The 24,265-nt window shown below is 60.4% G+C and carries 23 protein-coding genes and 4 tRNA genes; 16 read left to right on the plus strand and 11 right to left on the minus strand.

Annotated elements, in window-relative coordinates:
* Window positions 1-91: 91 nt before the first annotated feature.
* The 3 genes from EC919_RS21975 to EC919_RS21985 all read right to left on the minus strand — a co-directional run bounded on the left by EC919_RS21975 (window position 92) and on the right by EC919_RS21985 (window position 2,657).
* A complete protein-coding gene (locus tag EC919_RS21975) occupies window positions 92-331 on the minus strand; it encodes a pyocin S6 family toxin immunity protein (protein WP_133776428.1) in 240 nt (79 codons plus the stop codon).
* An 11-nt stretch (window positions 332-342) separates the two neighbouring features.
* Window positions 343-1,476 (minus strand): colicin E3/pyocin S6 family cytotoxin, encoded by a 1,134-nt coding sequence (locus EC919_RS21980; RefSeq protein WP_133776429.1) that lies wholly within the window; start codon window positions 1,474-1,476, stop codon window positions 343-345.
* Window positions 1,477-1,889: 413 nt separating this feature from the next.
* Window positions 1,890-2,657, minus strand: a complete 768-nt coding sequence (locus tag EC919_RS21985) for a DODA-type extradiol aromatic ring-opening family dioxygenase (protein WP_133776430.1) — start codon at window positions 2,655-2,657, stop codon at window positions 1,890-1,892.
* A gap of 105 nt (window positions 2,658-2,762) precedes the next feature.
* Here EC919_RS21985 and EC919_RS21990 point away from each other — a divergent pair, with 105 nt between their 5' ends.
* A complete protein-coding gene (locus EC919_RS21990; RefSeq protein WP_133776431.1) occupies window positions 2,763-3,419 on the plus strand; it encodes a thiopurine S-methyltransferase in 657 nt (218 codons plus the stop codon).
* A 74-nt stretch (window positions 3,420-3,493) separates the two neighbouring features.
* Here EC919_RS21990 and htpX read toward each other — a convergent pair whose 3' ends face one another.
* Together htpX and EC919_RS22000 are read right to left on the minus strand one after the other, a co-directional pair.
* A complete protein-coding gene (htpX, locus tag EC919_RS21995; protein ID WP_133776432.1) occupies window positions 3,494-4,381 on the minus strand; it encodes a protease HtpX in 888 nt (295 codons plus the stop codon).
* Between the two features lie 268 nt (window positions 4,382-4,649).
* Window positions 4,650-5,861 carry a pyridoxal phosphate-dependent aminotransferase gene (locus tag EC919_RS22000; RefSeq protein WP_065993069.1) on the minus strand — a complete coding sequence of 404 codons (1,212 nt, stop codon included), beginning with the start codon at window positions 5,859-5,861 and terminating at the stop codon, window positions 4,650-4,652.
* Between the two features lie 192 nt (window positions 5,862-6,053).
* Here EC919_RS22000 and msrB point away from each other — a divergent pair, with 192 nt between their 5' ends.
* On the plus strand, window positions 6,054-6,452 hold the full coding sequence (gene msrB / locus EC919_RS22005; RefSeq protein ID WP_074888232.1) for a peptide-methionine (R)-S-oxide reductase MsrB: 399 nt from the start codon (window positions 6,054-6,056) through the stop codon (window positions 6,450-6,452).
* Window positions 6,453-6,537: 85 nt separating this feature from the next.
* Window positions 6,538-7,038 carry a glutathione peroxidase gene (locus EC919_RS22010; protein ID WP_133776433.1) on the plus strand — a complete coding sequence of 167 codons (501 nt, stop codon included), beginning with the start codon at window positions 6,538-6,540 and terminating at the stop codon, window positions 7,036-7,038.
* A gap of 12 nt (window positions 7,039-7,050) precedes the next feature.
* Here the strand turns inward: EC919_RS22010 and EC919_RS22015 are convergent, their stop codons facing one another.
* On the minus strand, window positions 7,051-9,369 hold the full coding sequence (locus EC919_RS22015; RefSeq protein WP_133776434.1) for a hybrid sensor histidine kinase/response regulator: 2,319 nt from the start codon (window positions 9,367-9,369) through the stop codon (window positions 7,051-7,053).
* An 87-nt stretch (window positions 9,370-9,456) separates the two neighbouring features.
* Here EC919_RS22015 and EC919_RS22020 point away from each other — a divergent pair, with 87 nt between their 5' ends.
* Complete coding sequence (locus EC919_RS22020; RefSeq protein WP_133776435.1) at window positions 9,457-10,350, plus strand: ATP-binding protein; 894 nt, start codon at window positions 9,457-9,459, stop codon at window positions 10,348-10,350.
* Window positions 10,347-10,829 carry a GAF domain-containing protein gene (locus EC919_RS22025; protein ID WP_133776436.1) on the plus strand — a complete coding sequence of 161 codons (483 nt, stop codon included), beginning with the start codon at window positions 10,347-10,349 and terminating at the stop codon, window positions 10,827-10,829. The genes EC919_RS22020 and EC919_RS22025 overlap by 4 nt, the downstream gene beginning before the upstream one ends.
* A 55-nt stretch (window positions 10,830-10,884) precedes the next feature.
* On the opposite strand, the gene EC919_RS22030 is transcribed toward EC919_RS22025, so the two are convergent.
* Window positions 10,885-11,658 carry a hypothetical protein gene (locus EC919_RS22030; protein ID WP_133776437.1) on the minus strand — a complete coding sequence of 258 codons (774 nt, stop codon included), beginning with the start codon at window positions 11,656-11,658 and terminating at the stop codon, window positions 10,885-10,887.
* A 264-nt stretch (window positions 11,659-11,922) separates the two neighbouring features.
* Between EC919_RS22030 and EC919_RS22035 the strand changes: the two genes are divergently transcribed.
* The 4 genes from EC919_RS22035 (at window position 11,923) to EC919_RS22050 (ending at window position 12,334) form a co-directional block, all read left to right on the plus strand.
* Window positions 11,923-11,998, plus strand: a tRNA-Glu gene (locus tag EC919_RS22035).
* 2 nt (window positions 11,999-12,000) lie between these two features.
* Window positions 12,001-12,076: transfer RNA gene (locus EC919_RS22040), tRNA-Gly, on the plus strand.
* Between the two features lie 103 nt (window positions 12,077-12,179).
* Window positions 12,180-12,255, plus strand: a tRNA-Glu gene (locus tag EC919_RS22045).
* A gap of 3 nt (window positions 12,256-12,258) precedes the next feature.
* Window positions 12,259-12,334: transfer RNA gene (locus tag EC919_RS22050), tRNA-Gly, on the plus strand.
* Between the two features lie 121 nt (window positions 12,335-12,455).
* On the opposite strand, the gene EC919_RS22055 is transcribed toward EC919_RS22050, so the two are convergent.
* The 3 genes from EC919_RS22055 to EC919_RS22065 all read right to left on the minus strand — a co-directional run bounded on the left by EC919_RS22055 (window position 12,456) and on the right by EC919_RS22065 (window position 15,954).
* Window positions 12,456-13,466 carry an ABC transporter substrate-binding protein gene (locus tag EC919_RS22055; protein ID WP_133776438.1) on the minus strand — a complete coding sequence of 337 codons (1,011 nt, stop codon included), beginning with the start codon at window positions 13,464-13,466 and terminating at the stop codon, window positions 12,456-12,458.
* Between the two features lie 299 nt (window positions 13,467-13,765).
* Window positions 13,766-15,349 carry a rhodanese-related sulfurtransferase gene (locus tag EC919_RS22060; RefSeq protein ID WP_133776439.1) on the minus strand — a complete coding sequence of 528 codons (1,584 nt, stop codon included), beginning with the start codon at window positions 15,347-15,349 and terminating at the stop codon, window positions 13,766-13,768.
* On the minus strand, window positions 15,346-15,954 hold the full coding sequence (locus EC919_RS22065; RefSeq protein ID WP_133776440.1) for a cysteine dioxygenase: 609 nt from the start codon (window positions 15,952-15,954) through the stop codon (window positions 15,346-15,348). Before EC919_RS22065 ends, EC919_RS22060 begins: the two co-directional genes overlap by 4 nt.
* A gap of 211 nt (window positions 15,955-16,165) precedes the next feature.
* On the opposite strand from EC919_RS22065, the gene EC919_RS22070 reads away from it, so the two are divergent.
* Window positions 16,166-17,071, plus strand: a complete 906-nt coding sequence (locus EC919_RS22070; protein ID WP_133776441.1) for a LysR family transcriptional regulator — start codon at window positions 16,166-16,168, stop codon at window positions 17,069-17,071.
* A gap of 104 nt (window positions 17,072-17,175) precedes the next feature.
* On the opposite strand, the gene EC919_RS22075 is transcribed toward EC919_RS22070, so the two are convergent.
* Window positions 17,176-18,093, minus strand: coding sequence for a LysR family transcriptional regulator (locus EC919_RS22075; RefSeq protein WP_133776442.1), 918 nt, complete (start codon window positions 18,091-18,093; stop codon window positions 17,176-17,178).
* Window positions 18,094-18,217: 124 nt separating this feature from the next.
* Between EC919_RS22075 and EC919_RS22080 the strand changes: the two genes are divergently transcribed.
* From EC919_RS22080 to EC919_RS22105, 6 genes are all read left to right on the plus strand, one after another.
* Complete coding sequence (locus tag EC919_RS22080; protein ID WP_133776443.1) at window positions 18,218-18,976, plus strand: 5-oxoprolinase subunit PxpA; 759 nt, start codon at window positions 18,218-18,220, stop codon at window positions 18,974-18,976.
* Window positions 18,977-19,070: 94 nt separating this feature from the next.
* The gene (locus EC919_RS22085; RefSeq protein WP_133776444.1) at window positions 19,071-19,316 is read left to right on the plus strand and encodes an acetyl-CoA carboxylase; all 246 of its coding nucleotides are present in this window, start codon (window positions 19,071-19,073) and stop codon (window positions 19,314-19,316) included.
* Window positions 19,317-19,325: 9 nt separating this feature from the next.
* Window positions 19,326-20,699 carry an acetyl-CoA carboxylase biotin carboxylase subunit gene (locus EC919_RS22090; RefSeq protein WP_133776445.1) on the plus strand — a complete coding sequence of 458 codons (1,374 nt, stop codon included), beginning with the start codon at window positions 19,326-19,328 and terminating at the stop codon, window positions 20,697-20,699.
* Window positions 20,696-21,568, plus strand: coding sequence for a 5-oxoprolinase subunit B family protein (locus EC919_RS22095; protein WP_133776446.1), 873 nt, complete (start codon window positions 20,696-20,698; stop codon window positions 21,566-21,568). The genes EC919_RS22090 and EC919_RS22095 overlap by 4 nt, the downstream gene beginning before the upstream one ends.
* Window positions 21,565-22,539 (plus strand): biotin-dependent carboxyltransferase family protein, encoded by a 975-nt coding sequence (locus EC919_RS22100; RefSeq protein ID WP_133776447.1) that lies wholly within the window; start codon window positions 21,565-21,567, stop codon window positions 22,537-22,539. Before EC919_RS22095 ends, EC919_RS22100 begins: the two co-directional genes overlap by 4 nt.
* Window positions 22,540-22,738: 199 nt before the next feature.
* Complete coding sequence (locus tag EC919_RS22105; protein ID WP_166650602.1) at window positions 22,739-24,196, plus strand: calcium-binding protein; 1,458 nt, start codon at window positions 22,739-22,741, stop codon at window positions 24,194-24,196.
* Window positions 24,197-24,265: the final 69 nt, after the last annotated feature.

Consider the following 24,265-nt stretch of genomic DNA (forward strand, 5'->3'; position numbering starts at 1 on the left):
AATCCCCGACTGGTTCGGGGATTTTTTTTGTTTGGGGTTTGGGTTTTGTTGGGCTTGAGTGAGCACCCAATCAGAGCGGCATTGATTTCCCCTACGCGACGACGCCTATGAATAATGCCAGATGCCGGGGAAGGGGTTTCCCGATAATTGAAGAAAGCTCAGCTACCTGCTGTTTCGCGAGAGGCCATTCGGCTGCAGCCATGGCATTAAGACTTTCGTGGCCGAGAACACCGACAATCTGATCAGTCAGCGCTCTGTCCACAGCCAGCTCGTATTTCAAAGAATCGTCCGGATCATTATTCGGCAGAAAACCATTAATCTCTAGGTACATGCAGGTAACTCCTATTTTTCTACTTTGCGGCCGGGCTGTGCTGGTTTGGTTTGCTCGCCAGTGACGGCGTCGAACTCACCCAAGTGCTTACCTTGTTTATCGTAAATCTCAACCGCTCCATGTTGGCTGTCCCATTCCAATATACGGGCCTTGCCATCTTTCCAGCGTTTGCGAAGACCACCTCCACCTTGGACCTTTGTTTTACCGGTCACTTTCACTGCATCTGGGAAGGCTTCAAGTCCAGCGGGTGGCGGATGATACTCGTGATCCCCATTAAACGGCCGCGCATACACCACATACATCGACCTCAGGCCCGAGTCAGCGGGGAAGACCAGGATGCGGTCTTCTGAGGTGATGTCGTCGCCGGGGAGGCCTTCGAGCTGGCTGTCGGTGTCCTCCGGGATCGGATGGACAAGGATGGTGCCTAAACGGGCGTCGCTGTTTTCAGGGTAGACCAGCGGCTCCAGCGTCCCATATCGACCTCGGCGGGGCGTCATGAGAATGGTGACGCCGTTGAGATGGGCTTCCATCGCGCTTTTGTCGGCATTCCAGCGGGCTTGCACGGTGCGTACCGAGTCATCGCCCGATGCCTTGGAGTGAATGCCGTAGATCTGCAACTCGCCTTCGGGATCACGACGCAGCTGAAAGCGCACCCGTGTTGTCGCCTGGGTCAGGTTGCGTAATTCGTCATCGGTGTAGAGCGCGCCGTCGCCCATCTTTGCCGGGAGCATGCCCAAGATGAACAGACTCGCCGGTCCGCCTGCTCCGCGAAGCAGCCAGGTATGGCTGCGTTGCATGATGCCGCCGCCGGCCATGCGGCCCAATCCCATGTCTGCGCCCAGAGCCGCTGCAATGGCGTCGGAGGCGGAAGGCAGCAGCATGGCGCCCGCCATCATGATCGCGCCGAAGTTGGAGGCGGGTTCTACGGTGGTACCGGCGTCGGTGCTGCACCATTCCGCGGTACAGGATTTGGCGAAGACCTTGTCGGTACGCTCCTTCGGCTCGGGCCATCGCTCTGGCATCGGCGTGGGTACCCGCATGGGCTCGGGCGGCGGATTCCACGCTACCCACGACGCGCCTCCGTTGGGAAGCCCTTTAAAAATCGAGTTTTCTTCAAAGGGATCTTTTTTGTCGTCCTTGAACATGACCTTCCTGATGTCCGCCAATTTAAGACGGCGCAGGTTGCAGGCGGTCCGACGAGTGGTCAACGTTAGGGCGGTTTCGGGATGTTGCTGTGCCGACAGGCTTTTGATGTCAGTGGGACCTGCTTCAGCCGGGAAAGCGTCAGGTGCCACACCGCAAAATCGATGTCGCCCGGACTGGCCTATTCCCGGCTAAAGCCGGTCCCACATTAGTCCGCGTCGTCTGGGCTGGAGCTGCCGTCTGAACTTGAACAGATAGACGCGTGGTGCTTATCTGGCACGCCGCCGACAGGCTTTTGATGTCAGTAGGACCGGCTTTAGCCGGGAAAGCGTCAGATCTCACGCCCCATAATCGATGGCGCCTGACCTGGCCGGTTCCCGGCTAAAGCCGGTCCTACAGTGCTGTATCCATCCCCTCAACCAAACCGATAGATGTCCATTCCCAAAGCACCCATGGTGAAACCCTGGTGCTCGATGCTGAACTGTCCGCCCGCTGCCCGTGCGAAATACAGGGGCAGCAGGTGTTCATCCGTCGGGTGGTTGCGCGCTGCTTGCGGTGCCTGGTTTCGATAATCATGCAGCGCTGCCAGATCGTCAGCCGCCAGCTTTTCCACCATCCAGTCGCGGAACCCCAGGGCCCACGGAGTGATGCTTTCAGGTCCCGCCTGCCAGTCCAGCTCTCGCAAGTTATGGGTGATGCTCCCCGAACCGATCAGCAAGACGTTCTCCCCACGCAGCTGATTCAGCGCCTGCCCGACCTTCGTCTGCAGGGCAGGGCCCATGCGTGTAGGCAGCGAGACCTGCACGATGGGAATGTCGGCCTGCGGGTACATCAACGACAGCGGCACCCACACGCCATGGTCGAACGGCCGTTCGGTATTCATGCGCGCCGGTAGGTCAGCCTCCGCCAGCAACTCCAGCACGCGGTGCGTCAGCTCCGGCCTGCCGGGGGCCGGGTACTGCACGGCGAAAAGCTCGGCCGGAAAGCCGCCAAAGTCATGCCAGGTTTCTGGCTGAGGATTGCCGTTGACCAGCAGCTCATTGCTTTCCCAATGCGCCGAGACAATCACGATGGCTTTAGGGCGCGGCAGGGCGGAGGCGAGGCGTGCGAGCGCCGGCCCGCTCTCGCCCGGTTCGAGCGCAAGCATGGGCGAGCCGTGGGAAATGAACAGGCTAGGCAGCATTTGCAGTGTCCTGAGCGTATAAGGTGAGGGGCATGATCGGGCAGTATATCCATCTAAATCCAATATAAGTTTTCGTCCGCTTTGATCGGGATATCAGGAGTGTCTATGGAGCCGGGGTTTTGGCATGAGCGCTGGGCGATCAATCAGATCGGTTTCAATCAGGCGTCAGTGAATTCGCACTTGTTGCGCCTGTGGCCAGAACTCACCGCCATGCCGGGGGAGCGCGTGCTGGTGCCGTTGTGCGGAAAAAGCATCGACATGATCTGGCTGCTCAACCAGGGTTTTCACGTGGTGGGCGCGGAATTGTCTGAAATAGCGGTAGCCGGATTCTTCAGCGAGAACGGCTTGCAGGCCACGATCGAGGAGCGTGGCGCGCTCAAGGTCTACCGTGCGCAGGGCTGCGAGATCTGGTGCGGCGACTTCTTTGCCCTCAAGCCCGAAGACGTGGGCGACTGCACCGCGTTCTACGACCGAGCCGCCCTGATCGCGCTGCCGCCGGACTTGCGCTGGCGTTACGTCAAACAGCTGAATCACTTGTTATCGAGAGACGCCTGCGGCTTGCTGGTGACGCTGGATTACGATCAGTCGCTGATCGCCGGCCCGCCGTTCTCGGTGGATGAGGACGAGGTGCTGCAGTTGCTGTCGCCGGATTGGCGGGTCAAACGCGTCGCTGATCTGGACGTGCTGGAGCAGGGCGTGAAGTTCAGGCAGGCGGGTGCGACATCCCTGATGGAATATGCCTACCGGATGTATCGGCGGTAGGGCAGCGTAAATAAATGAGTACAAAAGAAAAGGGCGACTTCACGTCGCCCTTTCTCGTTGCACCCTCTACGCAATCAACCGCGACGACGAAGCGCCTCGATGCGCTCTTCCAGCGGCGGGTGGCTCATGAACAGCCTGGCCAGGCCGTGCTTCAAACCACCGTTGATACCGAACGCCGTCATGCTTTCAGGCATTTGCACCGGAACGCCTTGCTCCGAGCGCAGACGTTGCAGAGCGCTGATCATCGCGCCCGTACCGGCCAGGCGGGCACCGGCGTCGTCGGCGCGGTATTCACGCTTGCGCGAGAACCACATGACGATGGCGCTGGCGAGGAAGCCCAACACGATTTCGGCGAAGATGGTCGCGATGTAGAACGCGATGCCACGGCCTTCTTCGTTCTTGAAGATCACCTTGTCGACGAAGTTGCCGATGATTCGCGCAAAGAACATGACGAAGGTGTTGACCACGCCCTGTACCAGCGCCAGCGTCACCATGTCGCCGTTGGCAACGTGACCGATCTCGTGAGCCAGCACTGCTTTCACTTCATCGGGCGAAAAACGCTCCAGCAGGCCCTGACTCACCGCGACCAATGCGTCGTTCTTGTTCCAGCCGGTGGCAAAGGCGTTGGCCTCGTAGGCAGGGAAAATACCCACCTCTGGCATCTTGATGCCCGCATCGCGGGACAGTTGTTCTACGGTCTGCAGCAGCCATTGTTCATGACGGGTGCGGGGTTGGGTAATGATCTCGGTGCCCGTGCTCATCTTCGCCATCCACTTGGAGATGAGCAGCGAGAACAGCGAACCGGCGAAACCGAACACAGCGCAGAAGATCAGCAGCTGATTGAGGTTCAGATCAACCCCGTTGGCCGCCATGAACCCGTTGAAGCCAAAAAGGCTCAGGGTGATGCTGGCAATCAGCACGACCGCAAGGTTAGTGGCCAAAAACAGCAAAATGCGCATCATGGTTAAGAGTTTCTCCTCGGGAAGAATATGTAACGTACTGCGGGGGTATATAAGGTGATGTCAGGGCGTATTCAACTGGGGGATCATTTCAAACTGTGTCGTCTGGCGACGGCACGGCAATAAAGGCCCTCAGCGAGAGGTCAGGGGCAAAGCCATGGGGCTCGAAACCGGAGGAGCCGGCTTGCTGGCGAACCCCGGTGTGTCAGGCGACATCGTCGTCACTGATCAACCCCGTTCGCCACCAGACCGGCTCCTACAGCAGGCAGCATTACTGCTTGTAAGTCTTCAGGAAATTGCCGATCCGGCCAATGGCCTGTTCCAGATCATCCACACGCGGCAGCGTCACCACGCGGAAGTGGTCCGGCCACGGCCAGTTGAACGCTGTGCCCTGAACGATCAGCAGCTTTTCCGACAGCAGCAGGTCCAGCGCGAACTTCTCGTCGTTGTGGATCGGGCAGACTTTCGGGTCGATGCGCGGGAAGGCGTACAGCGCGCCCATCGGCTTCACGCAGCTGACACCCGGAATGTCGTTGAGCAATTCCCAGGTCCGGTTGCGTTGCTCCAGCAGACGGCCCGGCGGCAGGATCAGGTCATTGATGCTCTGATAACCGCCCAGCGCGGTCTGGATCGCGTGCTGGCTCGGCACGTTGGCGCACAGGCGCATGTTTGCCAGGATGTCGATGCCTTCGATATAGCTGACCGCGTTGTGCTTGGGCCCGGAAATCGCGATCCAGCCTGAACGGAACCCGGCCACGCGGTAGGACTTGGACAGCCCGTTGAAGGTCAGGCACAGCAGGTCCGGTGCCAGCGAGGCAGTGCAGATGTGCACGGCGTCGTCGTAGAGAATCTTGTCGTAGATTTCGTCTGAGAACACCACCAGATTGTGCTGACGGGCAATCTCCAGCATACCCAGCAACACTTCACGGGAATACACCGCGCCGGTCGGGTTGTTCGGATTGATGATCACCATCGCTTTGGTGTTCGGCGTGATCTTGGCCTTCATGTCCTCCAGATCAGGCCACCAGTTGGCCTGCTCGTCGCACAAATAATGCACCGGGTTGCCGCCCGACAACGCCACGGCGGCGGTCCACAGCGGGTAGTCCGGTGCCGGCACCAGCACTTCGTCGCCGTTGTTGAGCAGGGCCTGCATCGACATCACGATCAGTTCCGAGACGCCGTTGCCCAGGTAGATGTCTTCGATGCCGACACCTTCGACCTGCTTTTGCTGGTAGTACTGCATCACCGCCTTGCGCGCGCTGAACAGGCCTTTGGAATCGCTGTAGCCCTGGGCCATGGGCAGGTTGCGGATAACATCCTGCAGAATTTCGTCCGGCGCCTCGAAACCAAACGGCGCCGGGTTGCCGATGTTGAGCTTGAGGATGCGATGGCCTTCCTCTTCCAGGCGCTTGGCGTGCTTGAGCACCGGCCCGCGAATGTCGTAGCAGACGTTGGCGAGCTTGTTCGATTTGCTGAACTGCATGGTGATTGGTCCCGAAAAGAGACGGCCCGCTGTATGAAGAAGCGCGGACCGCTGAGCATGACGCCATCAAAATGGGTTTGTACGCGAGAAACGCGGGTGACAGACTGGCGTCCAACGAAGGCGCAATCATACGTGCCACCCGATCCGTGGAAAAGACACAGATCGGGCTTTTTCATTTACGGAGGTCTACCCGTGGCTAAGCTGGATAAAACCCTTGAAGAATGGAAAGCGATGCTCGATCCGGAGCAGTACAACGTCTGCCGGCTGAAGGGCACGGAGCGTCCATTCAGCGGCAAATACAACGAGACCAAAACCGACGGCGTTTACCACTGCATCTGCTGCAACGAGCCCTTGTTCGATTCAACCACCAAGTTCGATTCGGGCTGCGGCTGGCCGAGCTTCTACGCGCCACTGGAAGGCAGCGCAGTGGTCGAAGTGCGCGACGTCAGTCACGGCATGATTCGCACCGAAGTGGTCTGCAGCCAATGCGATGCTCACCTCGGTCACGTGTTTCCGGATGGTCCGCCACCTACCGGTCTGCGTTACTGCATCAACTCCGTGTGCCTGGACCTGGTACCGCGCAACGCCTGATGCAGGTCTATCACCGGCAACAATGGGATAGCGCGCCAGGCAATGGCGCGCTAGCTTGGCTGTTTACCACTTTCGAGGCATCGCCATGAGCGACGAACTGCTTAACATTCCGGTGCAAACGATCAAGGGCGAACAAAAGACCCTGGCTGATTTCGGCGGCAAGGCGGTACTGGTGGTGAACACCGCCAGCAAGTGCGGTTTCACGCCGCAATACAAGGGCCTTGAGGAATTGTGGCAGGGCTACAAGGATCGCGGGCTGGTGGTGCTGGGCTTTCCGTGCAACCAGTTCGGCAAGCAGGAGCCCGGCAATGAAGGCGCGATTTCCGACTTTTGCGAGTTGAACTACGGGGTGAGCTTTCCGCTGTTCAAGAAGATCGACGTCAACGGCAGCCATGCCCACCCGCTGTTCGTGCAGCTCAAGAAGCGCGCGCCGGGGTTGCTCGGTTCCGAAGGCATCAAGTGGAATTTCACCAAGTTCCTGGTGGGCCGCGACGGCAAGCTGGTCAAGCGTTACGCGCCATTGACCAAGCCGGAAGACATCAAGGCCGACATCGAAGCGTTGTTGAAAGAACAAGCGGCCGGTTGATTGAAGCCGTTTTTAATGCGGCTGCTCTACGGGGATCCACTGATCCAGCAACGCCATCAATTCTTCGCGACGAAATGGCTTGGCCAGGTAGTCGCTCATGCCTGCAACTTTGCAGTGCTCCCGCTCTTCAGGCATCGCGTTGGCCGTCAGCGCGATGATCGGCAGATCTGACCAGCGATCGCTCTCCCGGATTCGTCGCGTAGCGTCATAGCCGTTCATCACGGGCATGTTGCAGTCCATCAGCACCAGATCGAAGTGATCCTGCTCAAGCTGCTGCAGCGCCTCGGCGCCATTGCTGCTGACGACCACCTCGCAGCCGAGCTTGCCAAGCATGCCTTTCGCCACCAGCTGATTAACCGGGTTGTCCTCCACCAGCAGAATACGCGCCCGATGGGTGGGGGAAGGGTCGCCCTGGTCCTGGCTGATACCTGCCTGACCATCGGCGTCCAGAATGCGCGCCAGGCTCTGATGTAACACATTGCGTGGAAGTGGCCGCGCCTGTTGCTGCAGCGGCGCCAGGGCCGCAACCTGCTCGCCGGGCATGAAGTTGCCGTACGCCGTCACCAGCAACACCGGCACCGTACTTGCCTCACGTATGGCCACCAGGCACTCCGGACAATCAGTGATCAGCAGGTCTGCGTCGGCATCGGGTGGTGCGTCTTCTGCCAGCGGCTGACAGGTCACGCCCCATTCAGGTAGCAGTCGGCTGAGCATTTCCAGCAACCCGCTGGTCGCGTCACTGGCCACCAGGACTTTGCCTTTGAGCAGCGGCCATTTCAGCGCCGGGGTGTTTGCCGGCAGCGGCAGGTCCACGCGAAAGCGGCTGCCGACGCCTAAGGCAGACTCGATACTCAATTGCCCGTTCATGGCATCGGTCAGGTTGTGGGTCAGGGTCAGGCCCAGGCCGGTTCCGCCGTACTGCCGGGTGATCGCGGCTTCGGCTTGAGTGAACGGCTGGAAGATCTTGGCCTGGGCGTCCTGGGCGATGCCGATCCCCGTGTCACACACCTCGATGCGCACATGGTCGCCCTGCTGGCTAAGGCGTACATCCACGCGCCCGGCGCGGGTGAACTTGAGCGCGTTCGAGAGCAGGTTACTGACGATCTGCCGCACCCGCGTCGGGTCACCCAGTACCGACGCCGGAAAGCGCGGGTCAATCAGGCAGGTCAGCTCGACATTCGGCGCCGCGTTTTGCGACAGCAGGCTGGCGGTGTCTTCGATCAGCGCGGCCAGATCGAACGGAATGCGCTCAAGCTCAACCTGGCCGGCGTCGAATTTCGACAGGTCGAGAATGTCATTCAGCAGTTCGACCAGCACCTTGCCCGAGTCGTGGGCAATGGACAGCTGCTGGCGCTGTTCTGCGCTGAGCGGGCCATCGAGGGACAACGCCAGCATGCCCAGCAAACCGTTGAGCGGCGTGCGGATTTCATGGCTCATGTGGGCCAGAAACGCAGAGCGCGCGTGGGCCATGTCCAGCGCTGTGCTGCGCGCGATCTGCAGTTCTTCATTGGACTGGCTGAGCCGGGCGTTGCTGGCTTCGAGCTGATTGGTGCGTGCGGAAACGATGTCTTCCAGCTCGTTGAGGTGGTCAGTGAGCCGGTTTTCCGCCTCCCGCCGCTGCGCGAACTCACTGGCGACGCTCTCGAACTGACGATTGGTGACCGCCACCAACACGCCGATTTCGTCATTTTCGTGGCCGGGCGGGCAGGGCACCGGCGGTTGAACGGGGCTGCGCGGGTCACGTTCCGACAGCGCACGGATCATCCCCGTCAGCGGTTTGGTCAGGGTCAAGTAGAACAGCGCCAGCAGCAGGCCGGCCAGCACGAGGCTGCGCACGAAGCCGTTGACCAGGGTGATCACGGCCCGCTGCAGGAAATGACTGCCGAAAGCGAAGGTATCGACGTCCAGGTGCAAGGTGCCGATGGACTCATTGGGCATGTGGTCCAGGTGCAGGACGTCTTCGAACTGCCGATTCCCGCCGAACAGGAAATCACTGACCATCCGGTAAGCGCTCTTCGCCAACGGCCGAGATACGGCAGCGAGCTGGACGTTGTTGTTATCGGTCAGCCGCGCGCCCACCACGGCCGGGGAGTGCAGCAGGCCGAGGGTCAGTTCTTGCGCCAGTTCAGCGTCGAGGTTGTAAGCGATACGCGAGGCGGGGTTGTGACTGATTTGCAGCAAGGAGCGAATTTCACGATCGATGGACGCGTCTTCGCTGGCATAATCGAGCGCAATTTGAAACAGACTGAGCAGCGTGCCCAATACAAAGCCGATCAGCACAGTCAAACGGGCCTGTTTGAATGACAGCCGGTGGGTGATCGCTATATCCATAAAAGGCACTGTCACTTCTTGTGTCCGTCGCGTGGCAAGCATAGCTGATCGCGGCCGGGCGTTAACCCGTTAAATCAAGGAGAAACCGTGGATTCTCGATTGAACGCATTTCTGGAACGCGCCGAGTCGGTACTGGCGCGCCTCGAACCTCTGTTGCCTGCCGTGCGCCAGCCCGTGGACTGGGAGGCGACGCTGGCCGCGCGCTGGGTGCACGAAGGCCGCGGCGGTTACCTGATGCCCCTGGAGGTCACTCTGGACATGCGCCTGTCCGACCTCATCGGCGTTGACCGCCAGCGTGAGCAATTGGGCCGCAATACCCAGCAGTTCATCGATGGCCTGCCCGCCAACCATGCGCTGCTCTGGGGATCCCGTGGCACGGGCAAGTCGTCGCTGGTGCGCGCGCTGCTGGCCGAGCACGCTAAATCTGGCCTGCGCCTCATCGAGATCGAGCGTGATCATCTGGGCGATCTGCCGCGTGTGGTCGAGCAACTGCAGAAATTGCCCCAGCGCTTTGTGCTGTTCTGCGATGACCTCTCGTTCGAATCCGGCGAAGGCGACTACCGGGTGCTCAAAAGCGTGCTCGACGGTTCGCTGGAACAGGCGCCGGACAACGTCCTGCTGTACGCCACGTCCAATCGCCGTCATCTGGTGCCGGAGAAGGAGAGCGACAACGCTCACTGGCAGCGTGGTGACGACGGCGAGATCCACCCGAGCGAAGCCGTTGAGGACAAAATTGCGCTGTCGGACCGCTTCGGCCTCTGGCTGTCGTTCTATCCCTTCACCCAGGAGCATTTTCTGGATGTGGTGGAGCACTGGATCGGCGAGCTGGCGACCAAGGCCGGCCTGCAATGGCAGCGTGATGAAGCGCTGGAGATCCACGCCGTGCGCTGGGCAACCGGCCGTGGCAACCGCAACGGTCGTTGCGCGTATCAGTTCGCCCGTTATTGGGTTGGTTTGAAAATGCTGGAGCAAGACGCATGATCGATTTGAATTCCGCAGGGGAGGGCCTTGATGGCTACCGTCTGCTGGCTGCACAACTGGAATCCCTGCTGGCGGACGAGCGCGACTTCATCGCCAATGCTGCGCAGTTTTCGGCCTTCCTTTATACCCAGCTCGATGACCTGAACTGGGCAGGCTTTTACCTCAACCGCAATGAAGAGCTGGTGCTGGGGCCGTTCCAGGGCCAGATCGCCTGCGTGCGCATCCCGTTCGGCAAGGGCGTGTGCGGCACGGCGGCACAAAGCCGCGAAACCCAGCGCGTGCACGATGTCCATGAGTTTCCGGGACACATCGCCTGTGACAGTGCGTCAAACAGCGAGGTGGTGGTGCCTCTGATAAAGGACGGGCGGCTGATTGGCGTTCTGGATCTGGACAGCCCGAGTGTCGGGCGCTTCAGCGAGGAGGATCAGGCGGGGATTGAAAGGCTGGCGGCGATCTTCTTGAAATCGACCGATTGCTGACGTGAAGTCCTGACGCCTGACGCACCGTGCCGCACGGTGCGTCAGGCATGAGCCATCAGTCGTAGATGGCTTTCTTTTTCCACTCGGCATCTGCGTCGACGACCTTCAAGCCTTCGGTCAGCTCGTTGTTGTCGTCTTCGGTCGGTGCGATGGTGTCCAGCACCATTGAGTTGGACTTGGCCAGTTGCCGCTCCATAGCCTGCAAGTGGGCCTTCCACGGCGCGGGTTCCGGCTGGTTTTTCAAGTACTGCACGCCACGTTCGAATGCCAGACGCGCCTGACCAGGCTGCTCCTGACTCATCGCGTGCTGGCCCAGGTTGTTAAAGAACTCGATGTGCAGCAGTACCAGCAAGTTGCGGATCTCGCGAATCCAGTGCTTGGCTTCAGCCGTTTGCAGGAAACCGTCGTGGGCCGCCCGCGTCACCTGGCCGTGCATGGCTTCTAATAGAAAACGCACGTCCTTGGCCTTGGCCTCGGTCTGGATCGGGCTGGCCGGATTGCTGACCGTAATCGCGTCGCCCTGGGCCACCAGCGCTTCGAGCTCGGTCTGGCGTTCCTGAAGGTTCGGGTTGTTCTTTTTTTCCAGCGCGAGCAGACGCTTGAGCACGTTCAGCTCCAGGCGAACGAGCAGCAGCTTGAGCGCCGGCGTCATCAGCTGGCCCGGGAAGGTTTCCGACAGCTCGCTGCAGCGGCGCAGCCGGTCATTGAGCTCGACCAGGCTTCGCGCGCGCTCGACCTTCTTGCCCTCTGCGACATGGTTCAGGTAGCCGAAGGCTATGAGGAGCACGATACCTGCTACGACGAACAGAGTGATAATGAGTGGTGTCACCGCACAAGCCTCAATCAAGTAATTTGCGCGAGTGTAGTGGCTATCCACTATCGCGGGAAGGTGGTCCTGTCACTCCGCCTGATATTGCCTACGGTGGCTGACACGTGTGTATCGGCCGTCCTTTGCCTAAATAGAGGGCGAAGTCATTGATTTGAATATATTTTCACTGAGGGGTTGACGACCCCTATATCCATCCATAGAATGCGCGCCACTTGCAGCGTAAAGCACACAGCAGAGCGTAGCAGGGAGTGAATGTTGTAGCGTGTCCCCTTCGTCTAGTGGCCTAGGACACCGCCCTTTCACGGCGGTAACAGGGGTTCGAGTCCCCTAGGGGACGCCATTGCGGGAATAGCTCAGTTGGTAGAGCACGACCTTGCCAAGGTCGGGGTCGCGAGTTCGAGTCTCGTTTCCCGCTCCATTTTTAAGCAGCTTTGCTTTCGGGCGAAGTTGAGTGAAACCAGAAAGCGTCTTCGGATGTGTTTCTGGAACTGGAACACAACACCATGGTGTTTCCAGGCTGTGTCCCCTTCGTCTAGTGGCCTAGGACACCGCCCTTTCACGGCGGTAACAGGGGTTCGAGTCCCCTAGGGGACGCCATTTGCGGGAATAGCTCAGTTGGTAGAGCACGACCTTGCCAAGGTCGGGGTCGCGAGTTCGAGTCTCGTTTCCCGCTCCAAATTCTCAAAAACGCCGCTCAACAGAGCGGCGTTTTTGTGTGTGCGGCATTTACCGCACATGCCCGCCTCAAATCGATCTTCTCCTGCGCATTCCGCAAATTTCCAGATTAATTCGCTCCTTCAGCGCGCAGCCTGGGGATCGTTCTGGTTGGCGGCTTGCTCGGCAGCGAGGCGTATGGCATTGAAATCCGGGTCGAAACCGTGGGACACGTCGACGTGCTTGTTGAGGATGCCTTCGCGCTGATAAATGTCCGCCGTGTTCTGCAGGCCCTTGATGACGCCGTCATCAATGCTCACGCGTTCCATTTTGGTGTCCTGGTTGACCGCCAGATGCACGGCCAATGGCAGGCCGGTGACCTTGGTCTGGGCGGCGGCGTATTCGGCAGGGTGGGTGTTGGCCCAGCGGTAGGCGCGGTCGAGGCGCACCACGAAGTCGTCCAGTTGCACGCGCTTGTCGGCGATGGCTGAGCGGGTCGCGGCGAGGTAGGAATGGTTGGTCAGCAGGTCCGGCCCGTTGGGCAGGATGCGCGCGCCGTTCTGCGTGGCGACGGTGGTGTAGGGCGCCCAGGTGGCCCAGGCATCGGCGTCGCCGTTGTCGAGGATCAGCCGCGACTCGCTGGGTAAGAGGTAAACGAAACTCACGTCGCTGGTCTTCAGGCCTGCTTCGTTCAGCGCACGTATTGCCAGGTAATGGCCGATGGAGCCGCGCCCGGTGACGATGCGCTTGCCCTTGAGGTCGGCAACCGACTTGATCGACGAGTCGTTGCGCACAATCAGCGCAGTCGTGTAGCGGCCACTGACGTGAGTAATGCTGATGACTTTCAACGCCGCACCGGCGCCCAGCGCAAATACATAAGGCGCGTCGCCCAATGCGCCGACGTCCACGGCCCCTGCGTTCAGAGCTTCGCCTAATGGCGACGCCGAGGGGAATTCGGAAAACCTGATCTCGTAGGGCACGTCCTTTAACTCGCCGGACACCTCCAGCAGCACCTTCAGCGCGGACTTCTGATTGGCGACAAGCAGCGGCTGAAGTGGCTCGGCAGCCTTTGTGGCTTGGCTGAATGACAGCGCGAGCAGTGCGGTGAGTATCACGTGACGGGCATGGAGCAGGGGAGTGAAGGGGCTGAACATGGTGCGTGTCTCCAGGCGTGGAAATGAATTCTCGGCCTCCGCCTGGAGAAGGGGTCGGCAAGGGGATTGACCTTATGCCTATAAGAAACGGAATAGAAATATCTTTTGGTTATAGGCTAATTATGTATTTGTGTAATTATATCGCCTTAAGATATTAAGATAATGCATACGTATTTCCGCCTCGATGCATTTTCTGTAGGAGCGCGCTTGCCCGCGAAATGCGACCTGCCTGTGCCATATCTGGCGGCTGGCACACCGCAATCGCGGGCAAGCGCGCTCCTACACGTGTGGGCATTGGCTCAGCTCACGTAGAACCCGTGGGTCCCGTCGCGGCCCAATTGCTCGACCAGTCCAAACTCCCAATCCAGATAAGCCTGCATCGCCTCACGCGGCGCATCGGTGCCTTCATAAGGCCGGCGGTAGCGATCAATGCGCGGGAAGGCCAGATGGCTTTCGCCGTGCTCAAGCTCAAAGCCCGCAGCGACCCAGCTGGCGGTGCCGTCCTTGAGCACAAACACCGGCTTGCCCGTTAGCGCTTCGACTTCCGACACGGCCAGCCGCGCGAGTTTGCTGCTGCCACAGGTCAACACGTAACGCTCGGCAACCGGGATGTTGTTCTGCAGTGCGTTGGCAAGGTCGGCACGCAGCGTCCACCACGCGCCCGGAATATGCTGCTTGACGTAGTGGGCGCTGGCAGTGAAATCCAGCACCGCCACGCCGCCCTGCTGGCGCCACTCGCGCAGCGTTTCGGCGCTGATCTCTTCGACCTTCGGCGCGGGTGGAATGGGCGCGTTCCAGCCACCCTTTTCGCTGAAATCCTCAGGACGCAAGTCGTCCACCACAAACACCTCCCAGCCCAGCTGCGCGAGCCACGAAGCAGACATGTTCGCGCGCACGCCGACGTCATCCAGCAACACGATTCGTGCGCCGCGCACGCTGGCGTAATGGTCAGTCTCCTGCACCAACTGGCCGCCCGGCGTCGCACGCGCCCCCGGCACATGGCCGGCCTCGAATTCCTCCGGCGTGCGCACATCGAACAGGTAGGTCGTACGAGTCGTCTCGGCCTGCCAGACCGGCAAGTCCGCGCGACTGGCGCGTTTCACCCGCGCCTTGTCCGCCACGCTGCGCGCATCCGCCCGAGCGATTTCCCGGGTCGCGTCACTGACCTGCGGGAAGCGCCGGGATTGTCCATGGTCCAGGGTCTGCCCGGCCAGCAGCCAGCCGATCGTGCCATTGCGCAGGGCGGAAATCGGGTTGGGCAGGCCGGCATTCACCAGCGACTGAGTGCCGATGATGCTGCGCGTACGGCCCGCGCAGTTGACGATGATCCGGGTATCAGGATCGGGCGCCAGCTCACGCGCTCGCAGCACTAGTTCAGCGCCGGGCACACTGACGCCGGTGGGAATGCTCATGGTCTGGTATTCATCGAACCGCCGCGCATCCAGCACCACCACGTCGGCCTTGGCGTCGAGCAACTGTTTGACCTCCTCGGCGGCCAACGAAGGCGTGTGACGATGGTGTTCCACCAGTTCGCCGAACGCCTTGCTCGGCACATTGACGTCGATAAACAGCTCTCCGCCCGCGTCGCGCCAGCCCTGCAGCCCGCCTTCCAGCAGCTTGACGTCGCTGTAACCCAGGTCCTGAAAACGCTCCAAAGCGCGTTCGGCCAGCCCCTCGCCGTTGTCATAAACCGTCACGGCGGTGTCGCGACGGGGGATGCGCGCGAGCACTTCCAGCTCCAGCTTCGACAACGGAAAGTTGGCGGCGAACAGTGGATGAGCTTCGGCGAATGGAGCTTCTTCGCGAACATCGACCAGCGCGACTTCTTCATGGGCGAGCAGGGCGCGGCGGATGTCGGCGTAAGAACGGGTGTAGTGGCTCATTGGGCTTGGCTCTCTTTGGACAGATCCCAGATGTTCGGGAGAAAGGCGCTGGAATACCCGGAGATGAACAGCTTTTCGCTGCCATCGGGCTGATAAACGGCGCGCTTCACGGCGCCGATGTTGGCACCGTAGACATGAATACTGATCGACACCTTATCGTCGAAGGCGTTGCTGACCTGATGAATGTCATTGCTGCGCGGCGACAAGGCCTCGACGTGACCGGGCTCCAGGCGGATCGCCGGGCCTTCCTCTTCCAGTCGGCCATCGGTGCGGCGGGCGAACCCCTGGGAATCCTCGGCGCCGCGCAGCATGCCGATCAAGCCCCAGACGCGGTGGTCATGAATCGGCGTGCTCTGGCCCGGCCCCCACACGAAGCTGACGACCGAAAAGCGCTGACGTGAGTCGGCGTGCAATAGAAACTGCTGATAGCGCGTCGGATCGGGAACGGCGAACTCATCCGGCAGCCAATCGTCATAACTCACCAGATGCCCCAGCAACTTGCCACCCCGGGAGAGCAGGTCGCCTTCCCTCGGATTACTGTCGATCAGCTCGGCCAGCGCGCCGATAAAGGCCCTGAGGCGTTCAGGGTGTCGGATGTGGGTCATGTCGGCTCCGGGCAAAGAAGGATGCTCAATATAAGCATAATGCGGCAGCCTAATATGCTATTTATTGATGATTAGGTTATAACCAAATCCTAGCTGATAACCGAATCACAGGCTGCTGGCCGCTCTGTGGCTAACCACAGGCTATCCAGAGCCCTCGATAGCCATTATGATTTTTGCCTATCTTGTTTCCCTTATTCCATGTGCGATCCGAATGAAAATTGATGACATCGATGCGTTCGTAGCGGTCATTCGCTGCCAGTCGATCAGCCATGCCGCTGAATCCCTGGACCTGACCCAGCCGGCCATCACGCGCCGGGTGCAGAATTTCGAGCAGGCGCTGGGCGTTGAATTGTTCGACCGTAATACCAAGCCGCTCAAGCCGACGCCGATGGGCACGCAGGTCTATCAGAAGTGTCTGGCGATCCTGCGGGAAATGGACTCACTGCGCGAACTCGTCGCCAGCGACACGCCGCCCAGCGGTTTGCTCAGGCTGGGCGTGCCGCAAACCATCGGCGACGTTGTGTTGCTGGATGCGCTGAAACACCTGCGCGGCCAATTTCCCGACCTGCGCGCGCAAGTGATCACCGGCTGGGGCAGCCAGCTGATCGGCAAAATCGAGAACGGCGAGCTGGACGCGGCTGCGGCGCTGTTCCCGGCGGGCAAGATCTTCCCTGAAGGCATCGTCGGCGAGTCCATCGGCAAAATGGAGCTGGTGGTGGTGTGCGCCAAGAGCGCGCTGCCGAAAAAGCCGGTGAAACTGGCCGACTGCTACGAACATGGCTGGGTGCTCAACCCGGACGGCTGCGGTTTCCGTGCCGGGCTGCAACGCACGCTGGCTGATCAGGGGTTGAGCCTGAAGGTCAATCTGGAAACCTTCGGCACCGAGCTGCAACTGGGGCTGGTCGCCGACGGCATGGGTCTGGGTCTGGTGCCGCGTCCGCTGCTGGAACGCAGCGTCCACCGCAATTCACTGGCGGTCATGCCGCTCAAGGACTTCAAACCGGTGATGGACCTGTGGCTGATCTACCCACGCTTCCTCGGCAATCTGCAGGCGCCGGTGGCGTCCTTCGGCAGCCTGGTGGCGCAATCGCTGAAGCAGGATCGGGATGCGGCTTGAGACTTGAGGGCTTTCACGTGGCGGTCAACGGGCTGGCCGAGACACCGTCTCAGTGCCAGCGGAAGTTCACGCCATGGCCATGGGTTATCCGCCCACGGCCGGATTCAGCGCCGCGCGGACAGCTGTTGCGGCGCCAGAAATGCATCGTGGAAATAGTTACGAAATGCCTGCATCGCCGGGCTGAATTCGCGCTCGCGATGCCATGCCAGTCCCACACTCATCGGCGTCACCTTGTCGGTGACTGTCAGTGTTTCGATGCGTTTTCCTTCCAGTGACCAGGGGCGGTGTACCAGATCCGAGAGGATTGCCACGCCGCTGCCATTGGCGACCATGCTGCGCACCGCTTCGACTGAACTGGTACGCACCCGCACATTTGGCTGCTGATGCGCATGTTCCCAGTAACGCATGGCGCTTTGTTCGGCTTCGTCGACGGTCAGCAGGATGTAGGGTTCTTTTGCGACGTCGGCGAGGCTGACCGCCGAGCGTTCGCACAACGGATGGTGGCTGGGTAGCCATAACCGCCGCTCGGAGTTGAAGAGGGTCTCTGAAACGATGTCCGGGTGCGTGAGGTTGGCGGTGAGCACCACGGCCATATCAAAACGACCTTTCAACAAGCCTTGTTCAATCGCCTGCCGTTCTTGTTCATGGACTTCAATGGCCACGTCCGGATGCCAGTGTTCCAGGCGCTGCAAATGGTGCGGCAGGAAATAACCGATCACCGTGTAGCTCGCCCCCAGGCGCAACACGCCACTGGCCCGGATATTCGGCAATGGGCTGTTCAATGCGTCATCGACGCTGCGCAAAATCACGTAGGCCCGATTTAAAAAGTGCCGCCCCGCGTCGGTCAGACTCATGCCCTGCGCCGAGCGCTGGAACAACAGCGTGCCGAGGATGCCTTCCAGTTCCTTGATCGCCGTGGTCACCGCCGACTGGGAAATATTCAGATGAATCGCGGCCTGAGAGATTTGCCCGATTTCGGCGGTAGCGACGAAATAGCGGACTTGGCGCAGGGTCAGGGACATGAGCACTCCGGGCGGGAAGGTATCTGTTTTTCGGAAGATAGCCTATCTGATAATAGATCTTCCCAAGGGGTTGGGGGAAATCTAACTTGGCCTGCATGAAGTCACGAGGTCGGGAGCAAGCGTCATGCAGGCAGTAGATTTCAATTCGGACATGGGCGAAGGCTTTGGCCCCTGGACCATCGGCGATGGCGTCGACAATGAGTTGATGGGCTTTATCAGCTCGGCCAACGTCGCCACCGGTTTTCATGCCGGTGACCCTGGCACCATGCGCCGCACCGTCGAGCACGCCAAGCGCCGGGGCGTGGCCATCGGCGCGCACCCGGGGTTTCGCGACCTGGTTGGTTTTGGCCGTCGGCACATCAATGCGCCTGCCCAGGAACTGGTCGACGACATGCTCTATCAGTTGGGCGCCCTGCGGGAACTCGCCCGGGTTCAAGGCGTGGCCCTGCAACACATCAAACCCCACGGCGCGCTCTACATGCACCTGGCCCGAGACGAAGAGGCCGCCCGTTTGCTGGTGGAAAACCTCCAGCGCCTGGAGCCGGAGTTGCTCTTGTATTGCATGCCCGATTCGGTGATCTGCCGGGTTGCCACGGAACTCGGCCAACCGGTTATCCGCGAGTTCTACGCCGACCGCGAATACGACCTGAGCGGCTCCATCGTCTTCACCCGCAACGTACGTGCTTATGATCCGGCACAGGTCGCCGCCCGTGTGCTGCGTGCCTGCCAGGAAGGGGTGGTGCGCACGGTCGAGGGCGAAGACCTGGCGATTGAATTCGATTCCATCTGTTTGCACAGCGACACGCCGGGTGCCCTGGCGTTGGTCGAGGCCACGCGTCATGCACTTGATCGCGCGCGCATAGAGGTTCGGGCACCGCGCTGAGACCAAACGAAAACACCTGGCACACAGACGCCAGGGTTGGCCCTCCGATTCACTTTACGCCTGCCTTTCTACAACTATTCCAAGAGGAACAGACATGGCTGAACACACTGTAATCACCCCGTTGCCGGGGACCTTCTACCGCAAAGCGACGCCGGAATCGGCAAACTTCGTGGAGGTCGGCGCGCACGTCAGCGCCAACACGGTAATCGGCCTGATCGAGGTCATGAAGCAGTTCTCCGAATTGACCGCCGGGACGGCCGGTCGCCTCAGTGCCTTTTTGGTGGAAGACGGTGATCCTGTGGAACCGGGTCAAGTCGTCGCAACCCTCGACGACGCGTGAGGGACGATCATGACCCAAGCCATTCATAAACTGCTGGTCGCCAACCGTGGCGAAATCGCCGTGCGGATCATCCGCGCCGCCAGAGAACTGGGCATTCCCACCGTTGCTGCGTGCAGCGAGGCGGACGTCGATTCCCAGGCCGCGCGGATGGCCGCTGAGGTTCACATTCTTGGTCCGGCCCGGGCCGACAAAAGCTATTTGAACGTCGATGCCTTGCTCGGCGCCTTGAAAGCTACTGGCGCCAACGCGGTGCATCCCGGTTACGGCTTTCTGTCGGAGAACGCCGATTTCGCCGAAGCGGTGGTCTCTGCCGGTGCCATTTTCGTCGGGCCAGGCGCGGAGACGATCCGCCGCATGGGCGATAAGGCCGAGGCACGGCGTACTGCACAAGCCGCTGGCGTGCCGGTGGTGCCGGGTTCGCCGGGTGAACTGTTCGACGTCGAGTCGGCGCTCAAGGCTGCTGAATCCGTTGGCTTCCCCTTGCTGATTAAAGCGTCGGCCGGTGGCGGCGGGCGCGGCATCCGGTTGGCGGAAAACGCCGAGCAGCTGCGCGAAGAATTTCCCCGTTCCCAGCGCGAAGCCCAAGCGGCGTTTGGCAATGGCGCGGTGTATCTGGAGCGGTTTATCAGCCGTGCGCGGCATATTGAAGTGCAGGTGTTGGGCGACGGTCAGCACGCGGTGCATTTGTTTGAGCGCGAGTGTTCGCTGCAACGGCGCCGGCAGAAGATCTTCGAAGAAGCGCCGTCGCCGGTCCTCAGCCAACAGCAACGGGAAATCCTCTGCGAAAGCGCGGTGCGCCTGACCGAGTCCTTGGGCTACAAGGGCGCCGGCACCCTGGAATATCTGTATGACGACGTCACTGGCGAGTTCTTCTTTATCGAGATGAATACGCGGATCCAGGTGGAGCACCCGGTCAGCGAACTGATCACCGGCATCGACCTGGTCCAGGCCATGTTGCGCATCGCTGGCGGCGAACCGCTGGGCTTCACGCAAAGTGACATCCGACTCAACGGCGCCGCCCTGCAAATGCGCCTGAACGCTGAAGACCCTGCGCGGAATTTCTTCCCGAGCCCAGGCCTGGTCGAGGAGCTGATCTGGCCGAACGGCGAAGGCATTCGCGTCGATACGCATCTGTATCAAGGCTACCGTGTGCCGCCTTACTATGACTCGCTGCTGGCCAAACTGATTATTCACGGTGCGGATCGCGCCGAAGCCTTGGCGCGAGCGCGAATCGCCGTGGCGCACACCACCCTCACCGGCATGGCCAACACCCTGGCGTTGCACGGTGAATTGTTGGAACAACCGTGGCTGCACAGCGCCGACTTTAACACCGGCACCCTCGAAACCTGGCTGGCCGAGCGCCGCAGCGGAGGTGAAGCATGAGTACCCCCATCCGCTACAGCTTTGGCGCCGATGAGCACTTGTTTGCCGAAGTCAGCGACAGCATGTCCCTGGACGCATTTTTCAAAGGCCTCGCCGTCACCCGCGCCGTGGAAGGGCTGGCGCTGGATGGCGTACTTGATATCTGCCTGGCCAACGCGTCATTCCAGATCCGTTTCGACCCGGATCGCATCGCCCCTCATACCTTGCTCGAAGCGGTCAAAATCGCCGAGGCCGGCGCTGTTGCCGAGCGCACGCTGCAGACGCGGATTATCGAGATTCCAGTGCTCTACAACGACCCCTGGACCCACGAAACCCTGATGCGTTTTCGCGACCGCCATCAAGACCCGAGTGCAACGGACCTGGAATACGCCGCACGCATAAACGGTCTGGCCGACGTCGAAGCATTCATCGCGGCCCACAGTGGCGCGCCGTGGTTTGTCTCGATGGTCGGCTTCGTTGCCGGCCTGCCATTCATGTTCCAGATGGTCGAGCGCGAGCGTCAGTTGCAGGTGCCCAAGTACCTGCGCCCGCGCACCGACACACCTAAATTGACCCTTGGTCACGGCGGTTGCTTTGGATGCATTTACTCGGTGCGCGGCGCCGGGGGTTATCAGATGTTTGGTGTTACCCCCGCGCCGATCTACGACCCGCAACAGAACCTCGCGTATCTGAAGGAACACATGGTGTTTTTCCGTCCTGGCGACATCGTGCAGTTCAAACCGATGGACCGTAAAGCGTACGACTACGCGGTGGCCGAAGTGGAAGCCGGTCGCTTTGATCTGCGGATTCGGCCGGTGGAGTTTTCGCTGGACGCGTTCCTCGCCGATCCCGTCGGCTATCCCAAGTCGTTGCAGGAGGTGTTGGCATGATCAAGGTTCTCAAACCCGGCCTCGCCACTTCGGTACAAGACTTGGGCCGCGAAGGGTATTACCACCTGGGCATTCCGCCATCCGGCGCGCTTGATCAATACGCCTTGAGCGCGGCCAATCAATTGGTAGGCAACCCGGCAGGTTTGGCGGCGCTGGAATGCACGCTACTCGGGCCTGAGCTGGAGTTTCAGCAGGATGCTTTGGTTGCGGTCAGCGGCGCGCACATGACGCCACGGGTCGATGGCGTGGAAATGCACCTGGACACCGCGTTCACGGTGAAGGCCGGGCAGGTGCTGAGTTTTGACTTTCCCAGGGCGGGAGCCCGCGCTTATCTGGCGGTGGCCGGTGGCATTGATGTGCCGGTGGTGCTCGGCAGTCGCTCCACCTATGCGCTGGGCGCGCTCGGTGGTTTTCAGGGAAGACGCCTGATTGCAGGTGACCAATTGCCGGTGGGCATCGCCAGTGGCAAGAGCCGCGCAGGGGCCAGTTTGCCCATGGCGTTACGGCAATCGTTGGGTGGCGAAATCACCTTGCGGGTGGTGCCCGGTTTGTACTACCACCGCTTGACCGAGTCGGCGGCGAAGAGCTTTTTCGCCGAGCCCTGGACGGTCGGTTCGGAAGCCGACCGCATCGGCTATCGCTTCAAGGGCGGCAGCGCGCTGAGCTTTCAGCCACGGGAGCAGCCGTTCGGCGCCGGTTCTGATCCGTCGAACATTGTCGACAGTTGCTACCCGATCGGCTCGATTCAGGTGCCCGCCGGGCTTGAACCCATCGTGCTGCACCGTGACGCAGTGTCCGGTGGCGGCTACGCAATGATTGGCACGGTGATCAGCGCCGATCTCGATTTGATCGGCCAGATGCAACCCAACCAGAAAGCCCGCTTTGTGGCGGTAACCCTCGAAGAGGCGTTGGAAGCGCGACGGTCTTACAAGAAAAAACTCAGCTGCCTGAGCAAGCTGTTCCCTTCCTGATACTGCCGGCCGCAGCCGCGGGCAAGCGCGCTCCGGCAGGATGCTGTGAAAGAGGTGACCGGGCTGGTTTCAGATGAGGCCAGCACAGCCTTTACTCACGGCAGGTCGATACTGGCCACTGCTGGCCCGCGAACCAACTGCCGTTTTGCCTATCACAGCTATCGCCGCCCACTCTGGCGGCAGCTCAGGGAGCGTTTCAATGGCAGATAAACAAAAGGTTTTTTGGTACGGCACTGCGGGTAAGGATGAGTTTTTCAGTACCTTCGATCTCAATGTTATCTACGGCGGTGCTGGCGACGATTACATTGAGGGTCGAGGTGACAGCGTACTGATCGGCGGCGCCGGTTCGGACAGTTTCTACGCCTATGGAAACGCCGTACTGCGCTATGCGTCCATCAGCGACAGTAGCGGCTCGCACGTCGACTACATCGATTATTTCGATAAGGCTGATCGCCTTGATCTGACCGCGCTGGGCATTTCCGGCATTGGTGACGGCACACACGGAACCGTTCAGATCGTCAGCAATACAGATGACGGCTATTACCGGACGATTCTCAGAAGCTACGATGTCGATGCAAACGGCAACCGGTTCGAGCTGCTGCTGAGTGGCGATTACACCCTGACCAACGCCAACTTCCAGCGCCTGATTGCAGGCAGCGATTCGGGCGACAGCGTTGTCGGCACCTCGGCGGGCGCAGAAACCCTGATGGGCTACGGGGGTCGCGATACCTTGTCTGGCCTGGCCGGCGATGATCGTCTGGTGGGCGGCCTGGGCGGCGATACCCTGACCGGGGGCACCGGCGCCGACGAGTTCGTATTCAGTTCCGTGTCCGACAGCATCCGCACTTCGACAGTTTCTGCGCACACTGCCGGTCGGGATCTGATCACTGATTTCAATGCAGCTGAAGGCGATCTCGTGGATCTGTCCAGCCTGGGGTTCAGCGGCTTGGGCAATGGCTTCAATGGCACTCTGAAGGTCGTGGTCAACGGGGCAGGTACGCAGACAGCCTTGAAATCGCTGGAGGCCGATGCTGACGGCAATCAGTTTGAAATTCTGTTCAGCGGTAATCTCAAGGCCGACCTGAATCGCGACACGGTGGATTTCGGTAACACCACCGGGCCCAAGATCGTCAATACGATGACCCGCGATAACATGGATGTGCTGGGCACCGGCGGCAATGACATCCTGGTCGGCGGCGTGGGCGATGATCAGATGGTGGGTTTTCAGGGCAACGACATCATAAACGGTGGCGCTGGTAACGACGTCATGGCCGGTGGCATGGGCAAGGACACACTCACCGGTGGCAGCGGCCTTGACGACTTCGTCTATTACCGCATGACCGACAGCTATCGCACGGCGGACGCCAGTCATTCGGACCTTATCACCGACTTTGAAAGCGGAGACCGTCTGTTCATTCTGGATCTGGGGTTCGACCGCACGGGCGATGGACGAAATGGCACCTTGAAGCTCGACTACAACGAAGACCAGGACAGGACCTACCTGCGCTCCTTTGCAGCCGATGCAGACGGGCGTTTCTTCCAGATTGCACTGAGCGGCAACCACACAAGCGTTCCGGTCCTTTATGACGGCCTTTATCTGGATGAACCGCTGATTTCTATTGTCGGCATCAATCCAGCCGAGCCTGCGCCTGTGTAAACGGTCTTCCCGCCTGAAGAGGCGGTGAAGAAAGTGGAAGAGCAGGCCCAGGTGCTCAAAAGCAGCGCC

Source organism: Pseudomonas graminis (assembly GCF_004364335.1).
GTDB classification, from domain to species: Bacteria; Pseudomonadota; Gammaproteobacteria; order Pseudomonadales; family Pseudomonadaceae; genus Aquipseudomonas; species Aquipseudomonas graminis_D.